The sequence below is a fragment of the Sphingobium sp. Z007 genome (assembly GCF_900013425.1).
Lineage (GTDB): Bacteria > Pseudomonadota > Alphaproteobacteria > Sphingomonadales > Sphingomonadaceae > Sphingobium.
In genome coordinates this window covers 580,764-603,657 of the sequence record NZ_FBXK01000005.1, presented here as the reverse complement: position 1 = coordinate 603,657, position 22,894 = coordinate 580,764, and the positions used below count along the sequence as shown (strand labels likewise).

Here is a 22,894-nt window from a genome sequence, read left to right as displayed (position 1 = left end):
CTATTGATGTGCACCCATTACAGCGTGCGAACGCGCTCTTCGACTTCGAACAGTTCCAGCGTGTCGCCGGCCTTGATGTCGTTCGTATCCTGGAGAACCGCACCGCACTCCATGCCCGCGCGGACTTCGGACACATCGTCCTTGAACCGGCGCAGCGAGTGGATGACCGTCTTGGACACGATGACATCGGACCGGGTGAGGCGCGCGTTGAGCCCCTTGCGGATGATGCCGTCGAGGACGAGCAGACCTGCCGCCTTGTCCTTCTTGCCTGCCGGGAACACCTGCAACACTTCGGCGCGACCCACGATCGTTTCGATGCGTTCGGGGGCCAGCTGGCCCGCCATTTCGTTGCGGACTTCTTCCAGCAGGTCGTAGATCACGTCATAATAGCGCAGCGAGATTTTCTCCCGCACGGCCAGCGGACGCGCCTTGGCATTGGGACGGACGTTGAAGCCGATCAGCGGCGCGCGGCTGGCGGCGGCCAGCGTCACGTCGCTTTCGGTGATCGCACCGACCCCGGCGCTCAGGATACGCACCTTGATCTCGTCGGTCGAAATACGGTTGAGCGCGGTCACGATGGCTTCGACCGACCCCTGCACGTCGCCACGGATCACGACCGGATATTCGATCATGGTCGTGTTGAGCGCAGAGAACATGCTTTCGAAGTTGGTCGGCACCGACGCCGTCCGCTTGAGCGTGATCTGCTCCTGGCGATATGCCGCGACTTCGCGGGCGCGCGCTTCATTCTCAACGACGGTGAGCTGGTCGCCCGCCTTGGGAACGCCGGACAGGCCCAGCACCTCGACCGGGGTCGAGGGACCAGCGGACTTCACCTGCTGCCCCTTGTCGTTGATCAGCGCGCGAACCTTGCCGCTTTCCGCGCCGATGACGAAGGTATCGCCGACCTTGAGCGTGCCCTTGCGCACCAGCACGGTGGCGACCGCGCCACGGCCCTTGTCCAGCTGCGCCTCGATCACATTGCCTTCGGCGGCGCGATCGGGATTGGCGGTCAATTCCATGACTTCGGCCTGGAGCACGATTTTCTCGATCAGTTCGTCAAGGCCGGTCTTCTTGAGCGCCGAAACCTCAACGTCCTGAACGTCGCCGCCCATATCCTCGACCACGATCTCTTCGCTCAGCAGGCGCTCGCGCACCTTTTGCGGGTTCGCTTCGGGCTTGTCGCACTTGTTGATTGCCACGATCATCGGCACGCCGGCGGCCTTGGTATGATTGATCGCCTCGATCGTCTGCGGCATCAGCCCGTCGTCGGCCGCCACCACCAGGATGACGATGTCGGTAACGTTGGCGCCGCGGGCGCGCATTTCCGAGAAGGCTTCATGGCCCGGCGTGTCGAGGAAGGTGATGACGTCGCCCCCCTTGGTCGTCACCTGATAGGCGCCGATATGCTGGGTAATACCGCCGCTTTCGCCCGCGACCACATCGGTCCCGCGCAACGCGTCGAGCAGCGACGTCTTGCCATGATCGACATGGCCCATGATCGTGACGACAGGCGCCCGGACTTTAAGCGTTTCAGGCGCATCCACATCGCCAGCGATGCCGATTTCGACGTCGGCGTCGGACACGCGCTGGATGCGGTGGCCGAATTCCTCGACCAGCAACTCCGCCGTATCCTGATCGATCGGCTGGTTGAGCGTAACCGCCTGCCCCATCTTGAACAGCGACTTGACCAGGTCCGCGCCCTTTTCGGCCATACGGTTGGCCAGTTCCTGCACGGTGATGATTTCCGGCACCACGACGTCGCGAACCTGCTTGTCGCGGGTCTTGGAACCACCGGCATAGTGGGCGCGGCGTTCCTTTTCCCGCGCACGCTTGAGCGCGGCGAGGCTGCGGGCGCGGGCGCTGTCGTCGTCGGCCAGGGCCTTGGTGACGGTCAGCTTGCCAGCTTGGCGGCGATTGTCCTCGCCCTTCTTCGCGCGTTCCGGCTTGGCCGGTTCCGGGCGCTTGATCGGCGAGACCGGGGTGAAACGACGCGGCGGCGGCGTGGCGGCGGCCGGCGCACCGGCGGCGGGCTGTTCCTGTTCGGCAGGGGCGGCAGGCGCGGCCTCCGCCTGCGAAGGCTGCACGGGCGCAGCGGCTTCGGCGACAGGTTCCGGCGTCGCCTGTTCGACGGGCGCAGGCGCTGCATCGGCCGTTTCGACGGCGTTGCGGCTTTCTTCGGCGCGGCGCTTCTGTTCCTCGATGGCGGCCTGACGCGCGGCGTCCTCACGACGGCGCGCATCTTCCTGCGCGGTCATGCGGGCTTCCTCCGCCTCGCGCAGCAGCTTGGCCTGCAATTCCTGACGCGACATCAGGCTTTGCGGCGGCGCCTGGCGCGCAGGCGCAGGCTGGGGCGCACGGGTCTGCTGCGGCGCAGGGGCGGCGGGGCGCGGCGCGGCCGGGGTGACCTCGGCCTGGGGCGCAGCCGCAGGCGCAGCACCGGTCGTCTCACCCGGCTTGCCCAGGACGCGGCGCCGCTTCACTTCCACCACGACCGTATTCTTGCGGCCATGGCTGAACTGCTGCTGCACCTGACCGGATTCCACGGTCCGCTTGATGCCCAGCGGCTTGCGGCCCAGAACCGGCTTGTCTTCCTTGCTGTCACTCATACGACTGAACTTAACCCTTCACTTCCGCTCCGACCGGAAAGGCCCGTCGGCGCCCTTAACAAATTTACATCCGAACTTAACCTAAGCGACGACGCCCGGCACATCGGTAGAGTCAGGCTCCCCATGCACAGGCGCCCCGTTAGCGCAACCCAGATAGCTTTCCAAGCGGCCTATGGCCGCACGCAGACGCGACGCCGCACGCGAGTCGGTCACTGCGATATGGACGACATTTTCGCGCCCCATTGCCATAGATAGGGCGTCCCGGTCCACAGGCAAGACGATACCCGCCAAATCCGTGCCTTCCGCTTCCTGTCCGACGCGCAGCGCCTGGTCCAGTTTGCGATTGCCATCGGCCGCCGCATCGGCGGCGTGGAGCAACAGGCGCACCTGGCCCTTGCGGCAGGCGACGTCAATTTTTTCCGACCCGGTCAGCAGCATCGACGCACGCGATTCCAGTCCCAGCCGGTCCAGCAGCGTCCTGCGCAAGCCGGATTCGATCATCGCGGGCAGCTCGTCGGGGATCTGAAGATCGCTATCCTTGAACGCGCGAGCCAGCGCGCCCTTGAGCTTGCCCTTGGCCAACGCGCTTTCCAGTTCGGTCCGCGATACGCCGATCCACGCGCCCCGGCCCGGCGCCTTGGCGCGGATGTCGGGCAATATCTGGCCCTCCGGCCCCACCGCCAGGCGAACCAGCGTGTCGGGGTCGGCGCGATCGCCGGTCAATATGCATTTGCGTTCGGTCATGCGCGCCCCTCCGCCAAAACGGATGAAAGGGCAAGTCCAACGCTGTCGAGAGGCGCTATTCTCTCATCGGGGAGTGTCCGCAACATGGGCGTCCTCCCTTATAAAAGTAGCGGGCCTTATGAGAGGCGCGGGCGCGCGGTCGGCCAGAAGCTGACCCCCTGCCCCGCAATTTTCCGTCGCGATTTCAGAAATCACCACCTGCACGGCAGACGCCAGCTTCCCCAGCCGCTCGACGAGCGACCGGGTGACATCGGCCACGAGCGCGGCTTTCTGTTCACGGGTGGCGTTCCCCGCCAGACGGATGTCGACAAAGGGCACTAGGCTCAGGCTTCCTCGTCTTCGAACCAATGGGCACGGGCGGCCATAATGATCTCATTGCCCTGCTCGTCCGACAGGCCATAGGCCGCCAATATGCCGCCCTTGTCCTCGGTCGTCTCGCTCTTGCGGCGGCGCTGGTCGACGCGCTTCTTCTGCACCAGTTCGTCGGTGGCCAGATCGGCCAGGTCGTCCAGCGTCTTGATCCCCGCCTTGCCCAGCGTGACCAGCATCGCTTCGGTCAAGTGCGGAATCTCCGCCAGCGCGTCCTCGACGCCCATAGCCTTGCGCTCCTCGCGCGCGGCCGCTTCGCGGCGTTCCAGCGCTTCGAGCGCCCGGTTCTGCAATTCGCCGGCCAGTTCGTCGTCGAAACCCTCGATCGAGGCGAGTTCGTCGATCTCGACATAGGCGACCTCTTCCAGCTCGCCAAAGCCTTCGGCGACCAGGAGCTGCGACAGCGTTTCGTCCACGTCCAGTTCGTTCTGGAACAGTTCGGACCGGCTGACGAATTCCTTCTGGCGCTTCTCGCTGGCGTCGGCTTCGGTCATGATGTCGATCGCCTTGCCGGTCAGCTGGCTGGCGAGGCGGACATTCTGGCCGCGACGGCCGATGGCGAGCGACAGCTGATCGTCGGGGACGACGACTTCGATCCGCTCTTCTTCTTCATCGATGACGACGCGGCTGACCTGGGCGGGCTGCAATGCGTTGACGACGAAGGTCGCGGTATCTTCCGACCAGGGAATGATGTCGATCTTTTCGCCCTGCATTTCCTGCACGACGGCCTGCACGCGGCTGCCCTTCATGCCGACGCAGGCACCGACGGGGTCGATGCTGCTGTCGCGGCTGATGACGCCGATCTTGGCGCGGCTGCCCGGATCACGGGCGGCGGCCATGATGGTGATGACGCCGTCATAGATTTCGGGAACTTCCTGCGCGAACAGCTTCTTCATGAATTCGGGATGCGCGCGCGACAGGAAAATCTGCGGCCCACGATTTTCGCGGCGCACGCTCAGCACGACCGAACGGATGCGGTCGCCGACGCGAACGACTTCGCGCGGGATCTGCTGATCGCGGCGGATGACGCCTTCGGCGCGGCCCAGATTGACGACGACATGGCCGAACTCGACCGACTTGACGACGCCAGTGATGATCTCACCCACGCGGTCCTTAAACTCTTCATGCTGGCGCTCACGCTCGGCGTCGCGGACCTTCTGAAAGATCACCTGCTTGGCCGACTGGGCGTCGATGCGGCCCAGATCGATCGCGGGCAGCGGGTCAACGATGAAGTCGCCGACCACCGCGTCCTTCTTGAGCTTCTGCCCGGCCTTGAGATCAACCTGCTTGAAATAATCCTCGACCAGCTCGACCACTTCGACCACGCGCCACAGGCGCAGGTCGCCAGTTTCCGGGTCCAGCTTGGCGCGGATGTCGTTTTCGGCGCCGTAACGCGCACGCGCGGCGCGCTGGATCGCGTCTTCCATCGCTTCGATGACGATCGCCTTGTCGATCATCTTCTCGGATGCGACGCTGTTGGCGATCGCGATCAGCTCGGCCCGATTGGCGGAAATGGCGTTGGCCATGGCTTTATGAACCCTTATTCTTCGGTTTCAAAATCATCCGCCCCATCGGAGGACAGCGGCATGGTAGCAGAAAGGAGCGCGTCGGTCAGCAGCAGCTTCGCGTCGCTAATCAAGGCGAAGGGAATGACGACATCGCCACTCTTCGCATCGGTAAATAATATGTCGTCGCCTTCGACCCCGTTCAGGACGCCGCGAAAGCTCTTGCGCCCGTCGACAATTTCCGTCGCGGTGATCTTGGCTTCATGGCCGGCCCATTCGATGAAGTCGTGCAGCCGGGTCAGCGGCCGGTCGATGCCGGGCGAACTGACTTCCAGCCGATAGGCCTCCTCGATCGGATCGACCTCATCCATCACGTCGGAAATACGGCGCGAAATGGCGGCGCAATCCTCGATGACCAATTGCTTGGTCTTGGGATTTTCGGCCATGATCTGCAACGTATGCTCGTCGCCCGACCCGAACAGCCTGATCCGCACAAGGTCGAAGCCCAGGGCTTTCACCTCAGGTTCGATCAGCGCAGTCAATAGGGCGATGTCCGCCATGCAATCTCCAGAAACTCATATGCGTGCTTCCCGCGCCGCAAGCGTTCCGCCTGCGGCCCTGACACGTTTGACGATGTAAGGAAGCAAGAGCGATATAGGCGTGATACGGGAAATCTGCAACATTATTCGTTGTCGCTCATTCTAGCAGCCAAGATACACGCCCGACCGCCCGAACCGCCGGAGATACAGATGCGCCACCCGATCGCCTTCGCCCTTCCCCTCATCCTGATCGCCTGTTCCGGCGAAGGGGCCAATAGCCAGACGACCGCGGCAGCGGACAAGCCCTTCAAGACGGCCGTCATCGCCGATTTCGATTCGCCCTGGGCGATGACCTTCATGCCCGACGGCCGCGCGCTGGTGACGGAGAAGGCGGGCGAAATGATCCTGTTCGATCCGAGGAACGGCACCAAAATCCCGATCGCCGGCATCCCGGCTGTCGACAGCGCGGGACAGGGCGCGCTGATGGACGTGGTGCTCTCGCCGACTTTCGCCAAGGATAAGGCGGTTTATTTCAGCTTCTCCGAAGCGCGCGACGGCGTGAAGGGCGTGGCGCTGGCAAAGGGCATGTTCGCCCAGGCCAGCGATGGGACGACCAAGCTGGATGGGGTCACCGTCATCTTTCGCGCCAGCCCTTATGTCGATGGCAACGGCCATTATTCCGGCCGAATCGCTTTCTCGCCCGACGGCAAATATCTCTTCTTCACCAATGGCGAGCGGCAGAAGTTCGACCCCGCGCAAGACCCTAAGGCGACGTTGGGCAAGGTGCTGCGCCTGAACCTGGACGGCACGCCTGCGGCGAACAATCCCCTCGCGGCCAAGGGCTTTGACCCCGCCATCTGGTCCTACGGCCATCGTAACCTGCTGGGGATCGCCTTCGATAAGGACGGGCGCCTGTGGGAACAGGAAATGGGGCCGAAGGGCGGCGATGAGGTGAATCTTATCAAGCCCGGACTCAACTATGGTTGGCCCAAGGCGTCGAACGGCAGCCATTATGACGGCCGCGACATTCCCGATCATAAGGCGGGCGACGGTTATGAAGCGCCCAAGGTCAGCTGGAACCCGGTGATTTCGCCGGGCGGGCTGGTCTATTATGCGGGCGACCTGTTCCCGGCCTGGAAGGGGTCGCTGTTCATCGGCGGCCTGTCGAGCCAAAGCCTCGTCCGCGTAAAACTGGACGGTGAAAATGCAGCCAAGGCCGATCAGTGGAACATGGGCGCCCGCATCCGCGAGGTCGAGCAAGGCCCGGACGGCGCGCTCTGGTTGCTGGAGGATGGCGACGACGGATCGCAGGGCCGACTGCTGGAACTGACACCGGCGGGCTGATCGCTATCCCGGAAGGACGAATAGCACCTATATGGGAGTTATCGTTCCCCGGCGAAGGCCGGGGAACGATAGTTCCGGGCCTCGCCCCTATCGGAGACATTATGAGCGGACCCAAGCTGTTCGAGCCCTTTCATGTCGGCAATCTGAAACTCGACAATCGCATCGTCATCGCCCCGATGTGCCAATATTCCGCGGTCGATGGGGGAATGACCGACTGGCATCTCATCCATCTGGGCCAGCTTGCCCTGTCCGGCGCGGCATTGCTGACGATCGAGGCGACCGCCGTTCTGCCGGAGGGACGCATTTCCGATGCCGATGTCGGGCTGTGGGACGATGCGACACAAGCCGCCATGCAGCGGGTGCTGGACGGCGTCCGCGCCCATAGCGACATACCTATCGCGATCCAGCTCGGCCATGCCGGGCGCAAGGCATCGACCCAGGTGCCTTGGCAGGGCGGCGCGCAGATCGCGCCCGATGCCGCTCATGGCTGGCAGACGGTCGCCCCGTCCGCCCTGCCCTTCACGCCCGGCACCCACGCGCCGACCGAACTCGACCGGGCCGGGATCGTCCGCGTGCGGGACGCCTTCGTGGCCGCTGCCAGACGCGCCGACAATCTGGGGCTGGACGCGATCCAGTTGCATGGCGCGCATGGCTATCTGCTGCACCAGTTCCTCTCGCCCCTCTCCAACCGGCGCGACGATGACTATGGCGGCAGCCTCGACAACCGGATGCGCCTGCCGCTGGAGATTTTCGACGCGGTGCGCGCGGCCTTCCCGGCGCACAAGCCCGTGACGATGCGCGTGTCGGGCACCGACTGGGTGGAGGGCGGCTGGGACATCGACCAGACGGTCGCCTTTGCGCAGGCGTTGGAAGCGCGTGGCTGCGATGCCATCCATGTGTCGAGCGGCGGCAACGACCCGCGCCAGGCCATCCCGGTCGGCCCCAGCTATCAGGTGCCGCTGGCCCGCGCGGTGAAGCAGGCGGTAACGATTCCTGTCATCGCCGTCGGCCTCATCACCGATTATGAGCAGGCCGAAGCGATCGTGGGCACAGGCGACGCGGACCTGATCGCGATCGCGCGCACCATCCTCTACGATCCCCGCTGGCCTTGGCACGCGGCCGCCCATCTGGGCGCGTCAGTGAAGGCCGCGCCGCAATATTTGCGCTGCCAGCCGCGCCAATATCGGCATTTGTTCGATCAGGCGGGCAGTTGAACCTGCCTGTCGCGCCCGCACAGATGGGGCGGGATGACATATAGTCGCTTCAATGCCTTTTAACGCCTGCCTTCTACATCTTTCTTCGGACCAATCTGGGGGAAATCATCGATGTGGAAATTGCTGGTGCCGATCGGCCTGGTCGCCGCTGCGATACTCTATGTAAGCGGCGCATTGAATGCCGGCTATTCGCGCGACGTGGAGCGCCCGGTAGCCGACGTCATGACCACGTTTGAAGGACTGGACGTGCGCGACGAGCCCGGATCGCCGGGCACCGATCCGGCCCGATCGGGCGGGGTCACGCCGGACTTCAAGCTGGAGCGTGAGCCTGGCAAAATGACCTGGCTGGTCATGGCCGGCGACAAGGTCGCCACCCGCATGATCGCCACGCTGGAACCGATCAGGGATGGCGCGGCGACGCGCGTTCATGCCTCGGTCGAGCGCGGCGATGCGCCCGAAGACATCGTCTCGCCCACCTTCCGGTCGGAGAAGATCACGCTCGGCCTGTTTGCTGCGGCACTGGAAACCCGGATCAACAGACTGACGCTCGGCTGGAGCGCGAAATGCGACGCGCTGATGACGGAGTTCATGAACGGCGGATCGCCCGGATCGGACGATCGCACGACGCTGGGCACCGCGATCGGTTCGACCTCGCGCGACATCATGCGGATCGGCGCATTCGACACCAAGCTGCGCGCCGCCGGTTGCGATCCTGCGCAGCGCACGCAGGGCACGTCGTTCGCACCGGTGTCCGACAGGGTGCGGGATGCCCCCGTCATGCAGGATGGACCGCCCGCCAGCGATGCGCCCCGTTTCGAACCGGGCAAACCGATGCTGGACCCGACTGTCCACTGAAACGAAAAACGGGGCCATCCGGCCCCGTTTTTGTTTACACCAACCGGCTTTGCTTGACCGCCGCTGCGATGAAGCTGGCGAAGAGCGGATGCGGGTCGAACGGCTTGGACTTCAATTCCGGGTGGAACTGCACGCCCACGAACCAGGGATGGTCGGGCCGCTCGACGATTTCGGGCAGCGTGCCGTCCGGCGACATGCCGGAAAAGATCAGCCCGCCCTGTTCAAGGCGATCGCGATAGCCGGCATTGACTTCATAGCGATGGCGGTGCCGTTCGCTGATATCGTTGGTGCCGTAAATGCCCGCGACGACGCTGTTGCCGGTGAGCTTGGCCGGATAAGCGCCCAGCCGCATCGTGCCGCCCAGGTCGGTCTCGGCGGTCCGCTTTTGCAGGCCTTCCGTGCTCATCCATTCGGTGATGAGGCCAACGACCGGCTCGGACGTCTCGCCAAATTCCGTGGTGGAGGCCTCAGCGATGCCCGCCGTGTTCCGCGCCCCTTCGATACAGGCCATCTGCATGCCAAGGCATATGCCGAAGAAGGGCACATTACGTTCGCGCGCAAATTTGACGCTGGCGATCTTGCCTTCGGACCCGCGCACGCCAAAGCCGCCGGGCACCAATATGCCGTGCATCGGCTCCAGGCTGGCGATGATATCATCGCCCTTCTCGAACAATTCAGCGTCGATCCATTTGATCTTCACCTTGACCCGGTTGGCGAAGCCGCCATGGGTCAGCGCTTCGTAGAGCGATTTATACGCGTCGAGCAGGCCGACATATTTGCCGACCACGCCGATCGTCACCTCGCCTTCGGGGTTCTGCTGCCGGTCCATGATGTCGGTCCAGCGGTCCAGCGCCGGCGCGGTCTCGTCGGGCAGACCGAAGGCGCGCAGCACTTCGCGGTCGAGCCCCTCGGCATGATATTGCTGGGGCACGGCGTAGATGCTGCTGGCATCGAGCGCCGGAATCACCGCTTCGGGCCGGACGTTGCAGAACAAAGCGATCTTGCGCCGTTCGCCGTCGGGCAGGGGGTGTTCGCACCGGCACAGAAGGATGTCGGGCTGGATGCCCAGCGACGTCAGTTCGCGCACGCTATGCTGCGTCGGCTTGGTCTTCAATTCGCCCGCCGCCGCAATGTACGGCACCAACGTCACATGGACGAAGATCGACTGGCCGCGATCCAGGTCGTTATGCAGCTGGCGAATCGCTTCCATGAAAGGCAGCGATTCGATGTCGCCGACCGTGCCGCCAATCTCGCACAGCACGAAGTCTATATCGTCGGTGTCGGCCAGCGCGAACGCTTTGATCTCGTCGGTGACGTGCGGGATGACCTGCACCGTCGCGCCCAGATAATCGCCGCGCCGCTCGCGCTGGATGATCGTCTGATAGACGCGGCCCTGCGTCACATTGTCGCTCTGGCGCGCGGAAACGCCGGTAAAGCGCTCATAATGGCCCAGGTCCAGGTCGGTTTCGGCCCCGTCGTCGGTGACATAGACTTCGCCATGCTGATAGGGCGACATCGTGCCCGGATCGACGTTGAGATAGGGGTCGAATTTCCGAATACGCACACGGAAACCTCGTGCCTGCAGCAATGCTGCGAGCGAAGCGGCCATGAGGCCCTTGCCAAGCGAGGAGACCACGCCGCCGGTGATGAAAATATACCGCGTCATGGGAGGAGTGGGTTAGCCTTTCAGGACAGCAAAGGGCAAGCGCGCGAATCCACGCACGCTTAAAAAAAGATCGAAAGATTCGGTGAGCTGTTTAGTTGGCGAGCGGAACCGCGCCGTTGGACGCAGGCGCTGATGCCGCATTGCTGGCGACGCCCCCCAGCGGATCGGCGTTACCGGTCGGCGCCGGAGCGTTCTGCGTGGCCGGGGCTTGGCGCACCAGCGACGTGTCGATGTCGCTGGGCGCATGCCGCACCGACGCGATCACCGCCATCACGATCGACAAGGTGACGAAGATCGTCGCCAGCACCGTGGTCGACCGGGTCAGGAAATCCGCCGCGCCGCGCGCCGACATCAGGCCCGCCGGGCTGCCGCCCACGCCAAGACCGCCGCCTTCCGACTTCTGCATCAGGATGACGGCGACCAGCAGGGCTGCGATGATGGCCTGCACGACGAGAAGGAAGGTGAACATGCGACGGGGTCCGGTACTTTAGGATGTGTTGGCGCGCACATAGCGACGATGCGCGTTGGGGGCAACCGTTGCGGTCCCTACTCCAACCCACATCCGTTCGTTTCGAGCGAAGTCGAGAAACGCCGGCACAGCGCTCGCCGCTTCTCGACTTCACCGCCATGGGCGGTGAAGTTCATCCTGAGCGCCTGCTGCAAGCAGGCAGGCGAAGGGCTCGAAGCGAACGGGGCATGGTTCATTCTCTCAAGCCGCCGCCGCCACCTTGGCGTCGGCCGCCTCTATGATCGGCGCGAATTTCGCGGCGGTCAGGCTCGCCCCGCCGATCAGGCCGCCGTCTACATCAGCGATTACCAGCAATTCCGCCGCATTGGCGCCATTCATCGACCCGCCATACAAGATTCGCACCTTGTCGGCCTCTGCCCCGATGCGGCTGGCCAGCGCAGTGCGCAGCGCAGCGTGCATGGACGCCACCGCCTCCATGGTCGGGATGCGCCCGGTGCCGATCGCCCATATGGGTTCATAGGCGACCGCCAGCCAGTCGGCCGACGCGCCGTCGGGCAAGGATGCCAGCAATTGCGCCGATACCACCGCTTCGGCATCACCCGCGTCCCGCACGTCCAGGCTCTCGCCGACGCACAATATGACATTGAGGCCCGCCGCCTTCGCCGCGATCGACTTGGCCGCGATATCCGCATTGGTTTCACCGCGCGCCTCGCGCCGCTCGCTATGGCCGGTGATGACCCAGCTCGCCCCGGCTTCGGCCAGCATTTCGGCCGACAGCGACCCGGTATAGGCGCCACTCATGTCCATATGGCAATTTTGCGCGCCGATGAACGCAGCGCCGCGCCGTTCGGACCCCGCCATGATGAGCGTCGCGGGCAGGCACAAACCGACCTCGACCGCCGGATATGCGGCGGCCAGCTTGCCGATCGCCTCCACCTCGTCGAGATGCGCGCGCATCCCGTTCATCTTCCAATTGCCGACAACCAGCTTGCGCCTGCCCATCAATATATTCCCTTTTGTTATTGCTGCACGTCGCCCCGCCCCCTTCGCCGCTGGGCTTTACCCTTGCGTCTCCCCGAAAGAACCGGATGCTGCAAAAGGCGATGAACGGCGCTCGCGCATTTGTCCAGTCCAAGCCTTGCCGCCGCGCGCTTCCGCGCTTAAAGCGGGCCGCCATAACGCCCGGAGTTCTGGAACACCCATGCTTTCTGTCTTTCGCAGCTTCATCCGATCCAAATTCGGCGCGCTTTTCGCCATCCTCTTCCTGGGGGTGATCGCTGCGGCTTTTATCCTGGGCGACGTCACCAGCGGCAATTACGGCAGCGCACTGGGCGGCGGCGGCACCGCGGCCAAGGCGAAGGGCTATAAGCTCACCGAAACGGAGTTGCAGGACCGGGTTCAGCGCGTGTTCGAAAATGCGCGCCGCACCAATCCCGGCCTCCAGATCGGCGATTTCTTTGCGCAGGGCGGCGCGCGCCAAGTGTTCGACCAGCTCGTGGCGTCCCTGACGCTCAAGGCCTTCGCCGACGATCAGGGCGTGCATATCTCCAAGCGGTTGGTCGATGCGCAGATCGCACAAATCCCCGCCTTCCAGGACGCGGCCGGCAATTTCAGCAATGACAATTTCCGCGCCCTGCTGGTGCGCGAACGGCTGACCGAACAGGCGCTGCGCGATGACATCAGCCGCGAAATCCTCCAGCGCCAGTTGCTTGCGCCAGTGGGCCTGGGCGTCAAGCTGAGCGACAGCATGGTGCTGCCCTATGCCTCGCTGCTGCTCGAAGCGCGCCAGGGCACGGTCGCGGCGATCCCGGCGGTCGCCTTCCTCGACGACAAGAACCCGACCGACGCGCAACTGGCCGACTATTACAAGAAGAACGCCAGCCGCTTCACCATCCCCGAACAGCGGCGCATCCGCTACGCCGTGATCGATGCAGAGCGTTTCGCCCAGGCGGCCCAGCCGACCGAAGCGGAAATCAGCGCCAGCTACAATCAGAACAAGGCCGCCTATGCCGCGAAGCAAAGCCGCACCGTCGAACAACTGGTGCTGCCGACAGAGGCGGGCGCCAAGGCGATCGCCGATCAGGTGAAGGGCGGCAAGACGCTCGCCGCCGCCGCCCAAGGCGCGGGCCTGGCCGTCGCGACGCTGGCGGACCAGAGCCGCGAAGCGCTGACCGCGACGGCGGGCAAGGCCGTCGCCGATACCGTGTTCGCCGGCAAGCAGGGCGAGCTGATCGGGCCGGTGCGCGGACCGCTCGGCTGGCTGCTGCTGCGCGTCACCGCGACGAAGGAAACCCCCGCCCGTCCGCTCGAGGCAGTGCGAGGCGAGATCGTCACGACGCTGCGCGCGCAGAAGGAAAAGCAGCTATTGTCCGACTTCACCGGCAAGATCGAGGACGCGATCGGCAATGGCGACAGCTTCGACGAAGTGGTCAAGGATAATGGCCTCAAGCTGGAAACCAGCCCGCCTCTGCTCGCCACCGGCAAGCAGGTGAAGGACCAGGCCTATGCCGCCCCGGCCGACCTCCAGCCGCTGCTCGCGCCCGTTTTCGCGATGAGCGCGGACGATGACGCGCAACTGATCCCGATCACCCCCGACAAGCGCTATGCGCTGGCCGCGCCCGGCGACATCGTCGCCGCCGCGCCGCCGCCGCTGGCCGAAGTCAAGCAGCTGGTGTTGGCCCAGTATAAGCTGAACGCCGGCAATCTGAAGGCAAAAGCGCTGGCCGAGCAGATCCAGGCGAAGGTCGCCAAGGGCGCAAAGCTGGCCGACGCCATCGCCCAGGCCGGCGTCAAGCTGCCTTCGCCGCAGACGCTGGGCGGCCGCCGTGCCGACATCATGCGGGGCGAACAGCGGCCCCCGGCCGAAGTCGCGATCCTCTTTTCGATGGCGGCGAACACGGTCAAGACGCTGCCGATCGGCCAGGACCGCGGCTATTTCGTCGTCCAGCTCAACGCGATCGATCGCGGCGACGCCAAGGACCAGCCCGCCTTGCTGAACCAGGTGCGCACCCAGCTGGCCGACGTGGTTGGCCAGGAATATGGCCAGCAGTTCGAACGCGCGATCGAAAAGGAACTGGGCGTCACCCGCAACGCCAAGGCGGTGGAGCAGGTCCGCAGCGCACTGGCCGCCACCAACAGCGGCGAACAGTAAGATGACGGCGATCGGCGGGGCGGCAGACGGCGTCGCAACGGCGCGCGCGGCGCTGCTGCGCGGCGAATCGGCGCTCGTATGGCGGCGGCAGATCGCCGACACCGACACGCCGATCTCCGCCGCGCTCAAGCTGTTCGAACCCGATCGCGGCGATTATCTGCTCGAATCGGTGGAGGGCGGCGCGGTGCGCGGCCGCCACAGCCTAATCGGCCTGGCCCCCGACCTCGTCTTTCGCGCCAACGGCCAGGCGGCCGAGATCAACCGCCAATGGGCGACAGATCGCGATGCCTTCGTCCCGGAAAGCGCCGGTTCGCTAGACGCGCTGCGGGCGCTGGTGGCCGAATGTCGCGCCGCGATGGACCCGGCCCTGCCCGCCGCGCTCGCCTGCCTCGTCGGCTATTTCGGCTATGAGACGGTCGGGCTGGTCGAAAAACTGCCCCGCCCCGCCGCCAACCCGATCGGCGTGCCCGACATGCTGTTCGTGCGGCCGACCGTGATTCTCGTGTTCGATCGCCTGGCCGACGCGCTCTATCTGGTCGCGCCGGTGTGGAAGGGCAGCTTTGCCGATGCCGATGCAGCGATCGAAGCGGCGTTGGAGCGGATCGACGCCACCGCCGCCCGCCTCGCCGCGCCCCTGCCCGCCGTGCCCGCACCGGCGGAAATCGCCGATGTCGCGGTGACGCCGGTGCTGGAGCCGGGCCGCTATGCGCAGATGGTCGACAAGGCGAAGGACTATATCGTCGCGGGCGATATCTTCCAGGTGGTGCTGGCGCAGCGTTTCACCAGTCCCTTCACCCTGCCGCCGATCGCCCTTTATCGCGCGCTGCGGCGAATCAATCCGTCACCCTTCCTCTATTATCTCGACCTGCCAGGCTTTGCGCTGATCGGCTCCAGCCCGGAAATCCTGGTCCGCGCGCGCGACGGCGAAGTCACGATCCGCCCGATCGCCGGCACCCGCCCGCGCGGCAAGAACGCCGTGGAGGACGCCGCCAATCGCGAAAGCCTGCTCGCCGACCCCAAGGAGCGGGCCGAACATCTGATGCTGCTGGACCTGGGCCGCAACGATGTCGGCCGCGTGGCGACCGCCGGCAGCGTCACCGTAACCGACAGCTACACCGTCGAATTTTACAGCCATGTGATGCACATCGTGTCCAACGTCGTGGGCCACCTGTCCCCGGACAAGGACGCGATCGACGCCCTGTTCGCGGGCTTCCCGGCGGGCACCGTATCGGGCGCGCCCAAGGTCCGCGCCTGCGAGATCATCGCCGAACTGGAGCCGGAAACGCGCGGCGCCTATGCCGGCGGCGTTGGCTATTTCGGGCCGGACGGCAATATGGACAGTTGTATCGTGCTGCGCACTGCGGTGCTCAAGGACGGCGTCATGCATGTCCAGGCGGGCGCGGGCATCGTCGCCGATTCGACCGCCGAATATGAACAGCGCGAATGTGAAGCCAAAAGCGGCGCGCTGCTGGCCGCCGCGCGCGAAGCGGTGACGCTGGCGCGGGAATCCGGTTTCGGGCAGTAAAAGGTCAGCGACACGCTCGCCCGCCCATCGCGCCGCGCTCCGCCTGATCCAGATGGAAATGGTCGTGATGCGCGGCATTATAGTCGGGTGACAGCACGGTCGAAAACAGCCCGCACGCCCCATCCCGCACCGCGCGTAGAAACTCGGCGTCTTTCCCCGTGCCCTTCCAGTCGTTCAGCACGCTGACCTGCCGCCCGTCCTTCAATACGAAGGCCGCCACGTCGATCGCATCGGCGGTGGCATGCTCGCTATAATCGCCCTGGCTTCGGCCATAGATGCGCCGACAACTATAGCTGCCGAAATGGCGGATGCTGCGCACCGGCGCGCCGTAAATGCGCTGCGCCGCCGGTTGCACCACCTGCCATTCCCACAGCTTGAGCGCGGCCACCACCGGGCAGGATGGCGCGACCGCCGCCGGCGCCAGCGCGATCGCATCCTTGTCGGCCCGCAACCGCACCGCGTCGGCATAGCGGCACTGGTCCGCCCCGCCCGGCTCCACCGCGACATGGTCCACCCCGGCTTGGTCGAGCAGCGCCCGGCATTGCGCCGCATCGCCGGTCAGCGCCGCCAGCTTGCGCCCGGTGAACAGGCCGATCGGCTGCGCCAGGTCCAGGTCAGTCCAGGGCAGATCCTGCGGCCTTTGCCGCAACCAGGCATAAGCCAGCAGGATCACGGCCAGCGAGGCAGCCAGCCAGAGCAGTCGGCGCAGGGTCAGATGAAGTCGTCGCATCCCTTAAACACGCCGGACCTGCCGCATCGGTTCCGACGTGACGGGATAACCCAGATGATCCGGAATGCAGAGATGGGTTTCCCCGTCGCGCTCCTCCCGCCACGGTCGCACCTTCTCCACCGGATAGGCCAGGGCATCGGCGATCAGCGCCGCATGATTCGCATGGAGCGCCAACCGCTCCAGCGTGCGGCGCGTGGGGAAAATTACCTGCACCTCGCCCGCATCCGCCTTCACCAATATATCCGCCGCGCTGCTCCAGAACAGGCGCACATTCTCGGTCGTGTCGACGCTCGCCACCTGTCCTTGCGGCGCGCGCGCCAGATAGAATCGCGTGTCGAACACCCGCCGTGCCCGCTCGAAAGGCGCGGGGTGCCAGCGGGCGAAGGGCGTCAGCGCATCCAGCGCAACGCCCAGCCCCAGCCGCTCCAGCATGGCCCCCATCGTCCGCCCGTCATGCAGCCCGTCGCGCAGCCGCAGCACCGCGGCGGCGTCCACCGCGCCGGTCAGGCCGATCCCCAGCCCGCTTTCCTCGATCGTTTCGCGAATCGCGGCGATCCGCCCGGCCGCCTCGTCCGGCTCCAGCCCATGGTCGAGTGCGTGCGCCAGCGCATGATCGCCCTCATCTACCGCGCCGCCGGGAAACACCAGCGCGCCCGCGGCAAAGGCCATGGTCGATGCGCGCTCCACCATCAGCAAATCTGGCGGGCCATCCTGCCGATCGCGCACGATAACGACCGTGGCCGCCGGCCGGCTTATATCCGTTTCACCGGCATCTGTTTCAATTGTCATGGATACTGCTCTACGCACGTCATGCGTCAGCGGTAAAGTCCTTGCGGTTCAACCCTGGGAAGGGGTTGGTGGAGCCTAGCGGGATCGAACCGCTGACCTCGTCATTGCGAACGACGCGCTCTCCCAGCTGAGCTAAGGCCCCCGAAGGAGCGCTGCCTATAAGCGAGCGATTTGGCCCATGCAACCGTCTTTTGCACAAAAAGTCGCAAGCGCGGCCTATCTGGATCAAGCCGCTGGAAAAGCGCGGCATTCAGGCGCGACGGAGCGCCTGACAGGCGAGACATTACCCCTGCGTAACGCCCGGAACGATGCCCGCTTGCGCCGACCCTATGGACAATGCCAAGGCTCCGGCTCCATCCTGATCGAGGCCGCCATGCCCACTATCCTGCTGCTGATCGTCTCCAACCTGTTCATGACCGTGGCCTGGTACTGGCATCTCAAGGGCGGGATGGACAAGCCGATCCTGCTGGTGATCATGATCAGTTGGGGCATCGCCTTCTTCGAATATTGCCTGGCCGTGCCCGCCAACCGCATCGGCTTCGCCAACGGCTGGAGCGCGGGCCAGCTCAAGGTCGCGCAGGAAGCGATCGCCCTCGTCATCTTCGGCGGCTTCATGGTGACGGTGCTGGGCGAACCACTACACTGGCGCCATTTCGCCGCCTTCGCCTGCATCATGGGCGCGGTGGCGTTCCTGTTTGTGGGGCGGAATTGACGTAGAAGCTGGGAACTTCATTCGCGCCTGCGCGCTAAACAGCGACATCATTGCAAGGAGCCACCATGAAGAATCTTATCGGCACGGCGATTGGCGCAGCGATCGATCGCAAGGACGGCGACAGTGGCGTCAAGGGTGCCGTTCTGGGCTATATGGCGTCGGGCGCGGTCAAGACCGTCGGCAAACTCGGCGTACTGGCCGCAATTGGCTATGGCGTGGTCAATCTGGTCCGCCGTCGGCGCGCCTAAACGCTGCGCTGCGGCAACAGCAGCGAGCTATCCCCATAGGAATAGAAGCGGTAGCCCGTCTCGATCGCATGATCGTAAACGGCTTGCATCCGCTCCGTCCCCATCAGCGCCGACACCAGCATGAACAGCGTCGATTTGGGCAGGTGAAAATTGGTCATCAGCCCGTCGACCGCCTTGAAACTATAGCCCGGCGTAATGAAGATGCGGGTTTCGTCGGCGAAGGGTCGGATTACCCCATCCTCGCCGACGGCGCTTTCCAGCAAACGTAGAGACGTCGTTCCAACCGCGATCAGCCGCCCGCCAGCGGCCCGTGCCGCGTTCAGCCGATCCGCCGTCGCCCCGTCGACCCGCCCCCACTCGGCGTGCATCCGATGGTCGTCGGTATCGTCCGCCTTCACCGGCAGGAACGTGCCGGCCCCCACATGCAGCGTCAGTGTTTCGGTCGCGACACCCGCAGCGCGTAGCGCCGCCATCAGGTCCGGCGTAAAATGCAGCGCGGCGGTGGGCGCGGCGACCGCGCCATCCTCGCGCGCGAACATGGTCTGATAATCGCTGCGATCACGCTCATCGGTCGGGCGCTTGCTGGCGATATAGGGCGGCAGCGGCATCCGCCCCGCCCGTTCCAGCAGCAGCTCCACCGGCTCGTCGCCCTCGAAATCCAGCGTCACCCCGCCATCCTCGTCGCGCGCGCCGGCAATCGCCGTCACGCCCGCGCCGAAATCGATCCGGTCGCCCGCCCGCACCCGCTTGGCGTTGCGCAGGAAGGCCTGCCATTGGCGCAGCCCCTGTCTTTTGTGCAGCGTCGCCCCGATCCGCGCCTCGCCACGCATCCCTTCCAACTGGGCCGGGATGACCTTAGTATCGTTGAACACGAGCACGTCGCCCGCGCGCAGCAGGCCGGGCAGGTCGCGCACGATATGATCTTCCATCGCGCCATCGCCGGGCACCAGCAACATGCGGGCGCTATCGCGCGGCGACGCAGGCCGCAGCGCGATATTCTCCGGCGGCAGGTCGAAATCGAACAGATCTACACGCATGGCAAAGTCGCCGGACGAACCGGCTTATTTCTTTTTGGGCGCAGGCTTTTTCGCCGCGGGCGTGTCGATGATCGACAGGGGGGGCGCGGGCGGCGGCGGGGCGGCCGTGACGGGCGGCTTGCCGTCGCTCTCGATCGACGCCTGCAGGATCACGGTGGGGTTGGCTGGCGGTTCGCCCTGCGCGATCGCGTCGACATATTGAATGCCCTCGATCACGCGGCCGAAAACGGTATATTTCTTGTCGAGCTGCATCCGCGGCAGCAGCACGATGAAGAACTGGCTGTTGGCGCTGTCCTCACCTTGGGCGCGGGCCATGGACACGGTGCCGCGCAAATGCGGCATCGGGTTGAACTCGGCCTTCAGGTCCGGCAGCGTCGAACCACCCGTCCCGTCACCCTTGGGGTCGCCGCCCTGCGCCATGAAGCCAGGAATAACGCGGTGGAATTTGAGGCCGTTGTAAAAGCCCTGACGCGTCAATTCCTTGATCCGCTCGACATGGCCGGGCGCGATGTCGGGGCGCAGCTGGATGCGCACGCGACCGCCGCTCGACAGGTCCAGATCCCAGATATTCTGCGGATCGGCCGGCACCGTGGCGGGCGGCAGTTTCGGCGTCAGGTCGGTGCCCAGCGACTTGGCGTTATCCTGCGCCCGCGCGGCGGCTTCCGCCTTCTTCACATCCTCGCCACCGCCGCCGCCGCCACCCTGGGCATAGGCCAGGCCGGACGCGGTAAGGGCGACGCCGATCGCAACGGTCTTGAGCGCGCAGGTGAAACGCATGGGGTAGGACTTCCTTGATCTCTTAGGCCGACGGGGCAAGCCGCCCTGATAGCGCGCTGATCGCGATTGGCAACTGAACGCAGGCTGAAACCGCGAGAGTCATATTCAAAATGCGCGAAAGAGCACATTTTGGCAGCCGGTGCGGCCTACCAACAAAAGCCTTAAATCCCGCCCTTGCGCCCGATCTTTTCGACCCGCGCGGCCACTTCGTCACGCACCGCCGGGCTGACGAATTTATGGATCGGCCCGCCATAGAGCGCGATTTCCTTGACCAGGCGCGATGCGATCGGCTGCAGCGACACGTCCGCCATCAGGAAGACGGTTTCGATCCGGCCGTTGATCTGCTGGTTCATGCCCGCCATCTGATATTCATATTCGAAGTCGGCGACCGCGCGCAGCCCCCGGACGATCATGCTGGCGTTCTGCGATTCGGCAAAATCCATCAGCAGCGAATTGAAGCCGGTGACGACGATGTCGGTGTCGATCCCCGCACATTCGCGCCGCACCATCTCCAGCCGCTCCTCGTCGGAGAACATGGGCGACTTGGCGATGTTGGTGGTCACGCCGATCACCAGCTTGTCGACCAGCTTCGCGCCGCGCCGGATGATGTCCATATGGCCGAGCGTGATCGGGTCGAACGTGCCCGGATAGACGCCGATACGCTGCTTGCTCATGACGTTAGCGATCCCTTTCCACGATATAGTCGGCAATGGCACGCAGCAGGTCGGCCTCCGCGCCAGCCCCACGCAGATGCGCCTTGGCCTGATCGACCAGCATGTGCGCCTGTTCGCGCGCGCGATCGACGCCCAGCAGCGACACGAACGTCTCCTTGCCCGCCGCCGCATCCTTGCCCAGCGCCTTGCCCGCCAGCGCCGCGTCGCCCTCCACGTCCAGCAGGTCGTCGGCGATCTGGAAGGCGAGGCCGATGTCGCGGGCGTAGCCGCGCAGGCCGATGCGCCCCTCATGCGGCAGCCGCGCCATGATCGCGGCGGCCTCCACGCAAAATTCGATCAGCGCCCCGGTCTTGAGATTCTGCAGCCGCGTCACGGTGGCAAGGTCGAAGCGGGTCTTTTCCGCCTCCAGGTCCATCATCTGCCCGCCCGCCATGCCGGCCGGGCCGCTGGACGCCGCCAATGCCCGCACCAGGTCGATCCGCACGAACGGATCGGGATGCGTCTCCTCATCGGCCAATATCTCGAACGCCAGGTCGTGCAGGCAATCGCCCGCCAGGATCGCGGCCGCCTCGTCATAGGCCTTGTGCACGGTCGGCTTGCCGCGGCGCATGTCGTCGTCATCCATCGCCGGCAGGTCGTCGTGGATCAGCGAATAGACATGGATACATTCGACCGCGAGGCCGACGCGCAGCGCCGAGTCGCGGGAGATGTTGAACAGGTCGCACGCCGCCTGCACCAGCAGCGGGCGCAGCCGCTTGCCGCCGCCGATCGCGGCATGGCGCATCGCTTCATACAGCCGCGCGCGGGCGTCATCCGGCACCGCCAGCAGCCGGTGGAACGCCGCGTCAATGTCCTGCGCCACGCCGGCCGCACGGCTGGTGACCAGCGATGCTGCGGAAGCGCCCCCTCCCCCGTCCATGCCGTTCAGTCCGCGCCAAAGAGCTGGCTGCCGGTCACAGCGCCGTTGGCATCGACCGTCAGCTTGGCGATCCGCGCTTCGGCCGCCTGCAACCGCTCGGCGCACCGCTTGCGCAGCTCTTCGCCCTGCGCATAGAGCGAGATCGACTCGTCCAGCGGCACGTCGCCGCTTTCCAGTCGTCGGACGATCATTTCGAGCGCGCGCAACGCATCCTCGAAAGACAGGGTTGCGGTATCGGGGGTGGAAAGTTCCTCAGCCATGCCCCTTGCATTGGCGGCCGCCACCGCTCCGGTCAAGCCCGCGTCGCCACGAATGGCCGATCCGCGCCGATATCGCACTGCAATGCGGCATTCATATCGCCTCCGTCATAATAGGGTCATGACGTCATTTCAGGGGGCATGGCGGGAAAGCCATGAATTTGCGTTGACGCACCATGTTGCACACGCACATAAAAGGATCGCTATGAAACATTACCTCCCCCTGATCGCCGTCGCCAGCGTTGCCTTGCTGTCGGCCTGCAACAATAACAAAGAGCCTGAAGTCGTGGGCGGCCCGGCCGACCCGATGGCCGCCGAACTGGCCAACGCCGCGCCGGTCGAGCTGCCGCCGTCTGTCAAGGCGAACAAGCAGTTCCGCTGCAAGGACAACAGCCTGATCTTCGTCGACTTTATGAGCGACGACAAGACCGCCCTGCTGCGCACCGAGAAGGGCGGCACCGCCACCTCGCTCAAGGCCGCCGAAGTCGGCCAGCCCTTCACCGCCGAAGGCTACGAAGTCAGCGGTTCGGGCGACGACGTGACCATCACCGTACCCGGCAAGGGCGCGCAGGCCTGCCACGTCTGAAACGGGCACGCGCTTTTTCTGTCTCTACCAGGCCGGACCTCCCCTAAAGGTCCGGCCTTTTTCTTTTTGAAGCAGGTGGCCGCTAACGACCATTTTTTGCCTTCAAAACATGGTGTGCCGTTGTCCGGAAGCGGCTGTTTCCCTCATCGTCACCCCAGCGAAGGCTGGGGTCTCAGGC

The 22,894-nt window shown here is 65.1% G+C and carries 23 protein-coding genes and 1 tRNA gene; 8 read left to right on the top strand and 16 right to left on the bottom strand.

The genetic code is table 11. From position 1 onward, the window contains the following. Positions 1 to 17 precede the first annotated feature (17 nt). From infB to rimP, 5 genes are all read right to left on the bottom strand, one after another. The gene (infB, locus tag CEQ44_RS10865; protein WP_088181755.1) at positions 18 to 2,606 is read right to left on the bottom strand and encodes a translation initiation factor IF-2; all 2,589 of its coding nucleotides are present in this window, start codon (positions 2,604 to 2,606) and stop codon (positions 18 to 20) included. An 81-nt stretch (positions 2,607 to 2,687) separates the two neighbouring features. Then, positions 2,688 to 3,350 (bottom strand): DUF448 domain-containing protein, encoded by a 663-nt coding sequence (locus CEQ44_RS10860; RefSeq protein ID WP_088181754.1) that lies wholly within the window; start codon positions 3,348 to 3,350, stop codon positions 2,688 to 2,690. Positions 3,351 to 3,413: 63 nt separating this feature from the next. After that, positions 3,414 to 3,668, bottom strand: a complete 255-nt coding sequence (locus CEQ44_RS10855) for a 4-oxalocrotonate tautomerase family protein (protein WP_088181753.1) — start codon at positions 3,666 to 3,668, stop codon at positions 3,414 to 3,416. A 5-nt stretch (positions 3,669 to 3,673) separates the two neighbouring features. Further along, on the bottom strand, positions 3,674 to 5,245 hold the full coding sequence (gene nusA / locus CEQ44_RS10850) for a transcription termination factor NusA (protein WP_088181752.1): 1,572 nt from the start codon (positions 5,243 to 5,245) through the stop codon (positions 3,674 to 3,676). A gap of 14 nt (positions 5,246 to 5,259) precedes the next feature. Further along, positions 5,260 to 5,784 carry a ribosome maturation protein RimP gene (rimP, locus tag CEQ44_RS10845; protein WP_088181751.1) on the bottom strand — a complete coding sequence of 175 codons (525 nt, stop codon included), beginning with the start codon at positions 5,782 to 5,784 and terminating at the stop codon, positions 5,260 to 5,262. A 189-nt stretch (positions 5,785 to 5,973) separates the two neighbouring features. Between rimP and CEQ44_RS10840 the strand changes: the two genes are divergently transcribed. From CEQ44_RS10840 to CEQ44_RS10830, 3 genes are all read left to right on the top strand, one after another. Beyond that, on the top strand, positions 5,974 to 7,107 hold the full coding sequence (locus CEQ44_RS10840) for a PQQ-dependent sugar dehydrogenase (RefSeq protein ID WP_088181750.1): 1,134 nt from the start codon (positions 5,974 to 5,976) through the stop codon (positions 7,105 to 7,107). Between the two features lie 101 nt (positions 7,108 to 7,208). Further along, the gene (locus CEQ44_RS10835) at positions 7,209 to 8,321 is read left to right on the top strand and encodes an NADH:flavin oxidoreductase/NADH oxidase (RefSeq protein WP_088181749.1); all 1,113 of its coding nucleotides are present in this window, start codon (positions 7,209 to 7,211) and stop codon (positions 8,319 to 8,321) included. Positions 8,322 to 8,432: 111 nt separating this feature from the next. Further along, positions 8,433 to 9,176 (top strand): hypothetical protein, encoded by a 744-nt coding sequence (locus CEQ44_RS10830; protein WP_088181748.1) that lies wholly within the window; start codon positions 8,433 to 8,435, stop codon positions 9,174 to 9,176. A gap of 34 nt (positions 9,177 to 9,210) precedes the next feature. On the opposite strand, the gene CEQ44_RS10825 is transcribed toward CEQ44_RS10830, so the two are convergent. From CEQ44_RS10825 to tpiA, 3 genes are all read right to left on the bottom strand, one after another. Then, positions 9,211 to 10,842, bottom strand: a complete 1,632-nt coding sequence (locus CEQ44_RS10825; protein WP_088181747.1) for a CTP synthase — start codon at positions 10,840 to 10,842, stop codon at positions 9,211 to 9,213. 91 nt (positions 10,843 to 10,933) lie between these two features. Continuing rightward, the gene (gene secG, locus CEQ44_RS10820) at positions 10,934 to 11,311 is read right to left on the bottom strand and encodes a preprotein translocase subunit SecG (protein WP_088190046.1); all 378 of its coding nucleotides are present in this window, start codon (positions 11,309 to 11,311) and stop codon (positions 10,934 to 10,936) included. A 240-nt stretch (positions 11,312 to 11,551) separates the two neighbouring features. Next, positions 11,552 to 12,313 (bottom strand): triose-phosphate isomerase, encoded by a 762-nt coding sequence (gene tpiA, locus CEQ44_RS10815; protein ID WP_088190045.1) that lies wholly within the window; start codon positions 12,311 to 12,313, stop codon positions 11,552 to 11,554. Positions 12,314 to 12,512: 199 nt separating this feature from the next. Here tpiA and CEQ44_RS10810 point away from each other — a divergent pair, with 199 nt between their 5' ends. Continuing rightward, positions 12,513 to 14,462, top strand: coding sequence for a SurA N-terminal domain-containing protein (locus CEQ44_RS10810; RefSeq protein WP_088181745.1), 1,950 nt, complete (start codon positions 12,513 to 12,515; stop codon positions 14,460 to 14,462). Position 14,463: 1 nt separating this feature from the next. Then, positions 14,464 to 15,987: an anthranilate synthase component I gene (gene trpE, locus CEQ44_RS10805; RefSeq protein ID WP_088181744.1), complete on the top strand. Its 1,524-nt coding sequence runs from the start codon at positions 14,464 to 14,466 to the stop codon at positions 15,985 to 15,987. Positions 15,988 to 15,991: 4 nt separating this feature from the next. On the opposite strand, the gene CEQ44_RS10800 is transcribed toward trpE, so the two are convergent. The 3 genes from CEQ44_RS10800 to CEQ44_RS10790 form a co-directional block, all read right to left on the bottom strand. Next, positions 15,992 to 16,717, bottom strand: coding sequence for an extensin family protein (locus CEQ44_RS10800; RefSeq protein WP_088181743.1), 726 nt, complete (start codon positions 16,715 to 16,717; stop codon positions 15,992 to 15,994). Positions 16,718 to 16,720: 3 nt separating this feature from the next. Next, on the bottom strand, positions 16,721 to 17,506 hold the full coding sequence (locus CEQ44_RS10795; protein ID WP_088181742.1) for an NUDIX domain-containing protein: 786 nt from the start codon (positions 17,504 to 17,506) through the stop codon (positions 16,721 to 16,723). 66 nt (positions 17,507 to 17,572) lie between these two features. Next, positions 17,573 to 17,648 (bottom strand) — tRNA-Ala (locus CEQ44_RS10790). 231 nt (positions 17,649 to 17,879) lie between these two features. Here CEQ44_RS10790 and CEQ44_RS10785 point away from each other — a divergent pair. Continuing rightward, positions 17,880 to 18,218 (top strand): DMT family protein, encoded by a 339-nt coding sequence (locus tag CEQ44_RS10785; protein WP_088181865.1) that lies wholly within the window; start codon positions 17,880 to 17,882, stop codon positions 18,216 to 18,218. Between the two features lie 65 nt (positions 18,219 to 18,283). Beyond that, positions 18,284 to 18,466: a hypothetical protein gene (locus CEQ44_RS10780; RefSeq protein ID WP_088181741.1), complete on the top strand. Its 183-nt coding sequence runs from the start codon at positions 18,284 to 18,286 to the stop codon at positions 18,464 to 18,466. Here the strand turns inward: CEQ44_RS10780 and queA are convergent. From queA to CEQ44_RS10755, 5 genes are all read right to left on the bottom strand, one after another. Beyond that, entirely contained in the window at positions 18,463 to 19,503 is a 1,041-nt protein-coding gene (queA, locus tag CEQ44_RS10775; RefSeq protein ID WP_088181740.1) for a tRNA preQ1(34) S-adenosylmethionine ribosyltransferase-isomerase QueA, read from the bottom strand. The genes CEQ44_RS10780 and queA overlap by 4 nt on opposite strands. Positions 19,504 to 19,527: 24 nt before the next feature. Continuing rightward, a complete protein-coding gene (locus CEQ44_RS10770; RefSeq protein ID WP_088181739.1) occupies positions 19,528 to 20,280 on the bottom strand; it encodes a peptidylprolyl isomerase in 753 nt (250 codons plus the stop codon). Between the two features lie 161 nt (positions 20,281 to 20,441). Continuing rightward, positions 20,442 to 20,954, bottom strand: a complete 513-nt coding sequence (gene coaD / locus CEQ44_RS10765; RefSeq protein ID WP_088181738.1) for a pantetheine-phosphate adenylyltransferase — start codon at positions 20,952 to 20,954, stop codon at positions 20,442 to 20,444. 4 nt (positions 20,955 to 20,958) lie between these two features. Beyond that, complete coding sequence (locus tag CEQ44_RS10760) at positions 20,959 to 21,873, bottom strand: polyprenyl synthetase family protein (protein WP_088181737.1); 915 nt, start codon at positions 21,871 to 21,873, stop codon at positions 20,959 to 20,961. Between the two features lie 5 nt (positions 21,874 to 21,878). Next, positions 21,879 to 22,133, bottom strand: a complete 255-nt coding sequence (locus CEQ44_RS10755) for an exodeoxyribonuclease VII small subunit (RefSeq protein ID WP_088181864.1) — start codon at positions 22,131 to 22,133, stop codon at positions 21,879 to 21,881. 202 nt (positions 22,134 to 22,335) lie between these two features. On the opposite strand from CEQ44_RS10755, the gene CEQ44_RS10750 reads away from it, so the two are divergent. Next, positions 22,336 to 22,716, top strand: coding sequence for a hypothetical protein (locus CEQ44_RS10750; protein WP_088181736.1), 381 nt, complete (start codon positions 22,336 to 22,338; stop codon positions 22,714 to 22,716). Positions 22,717 to 22,894: the final 178 nt, after the last annotated feature.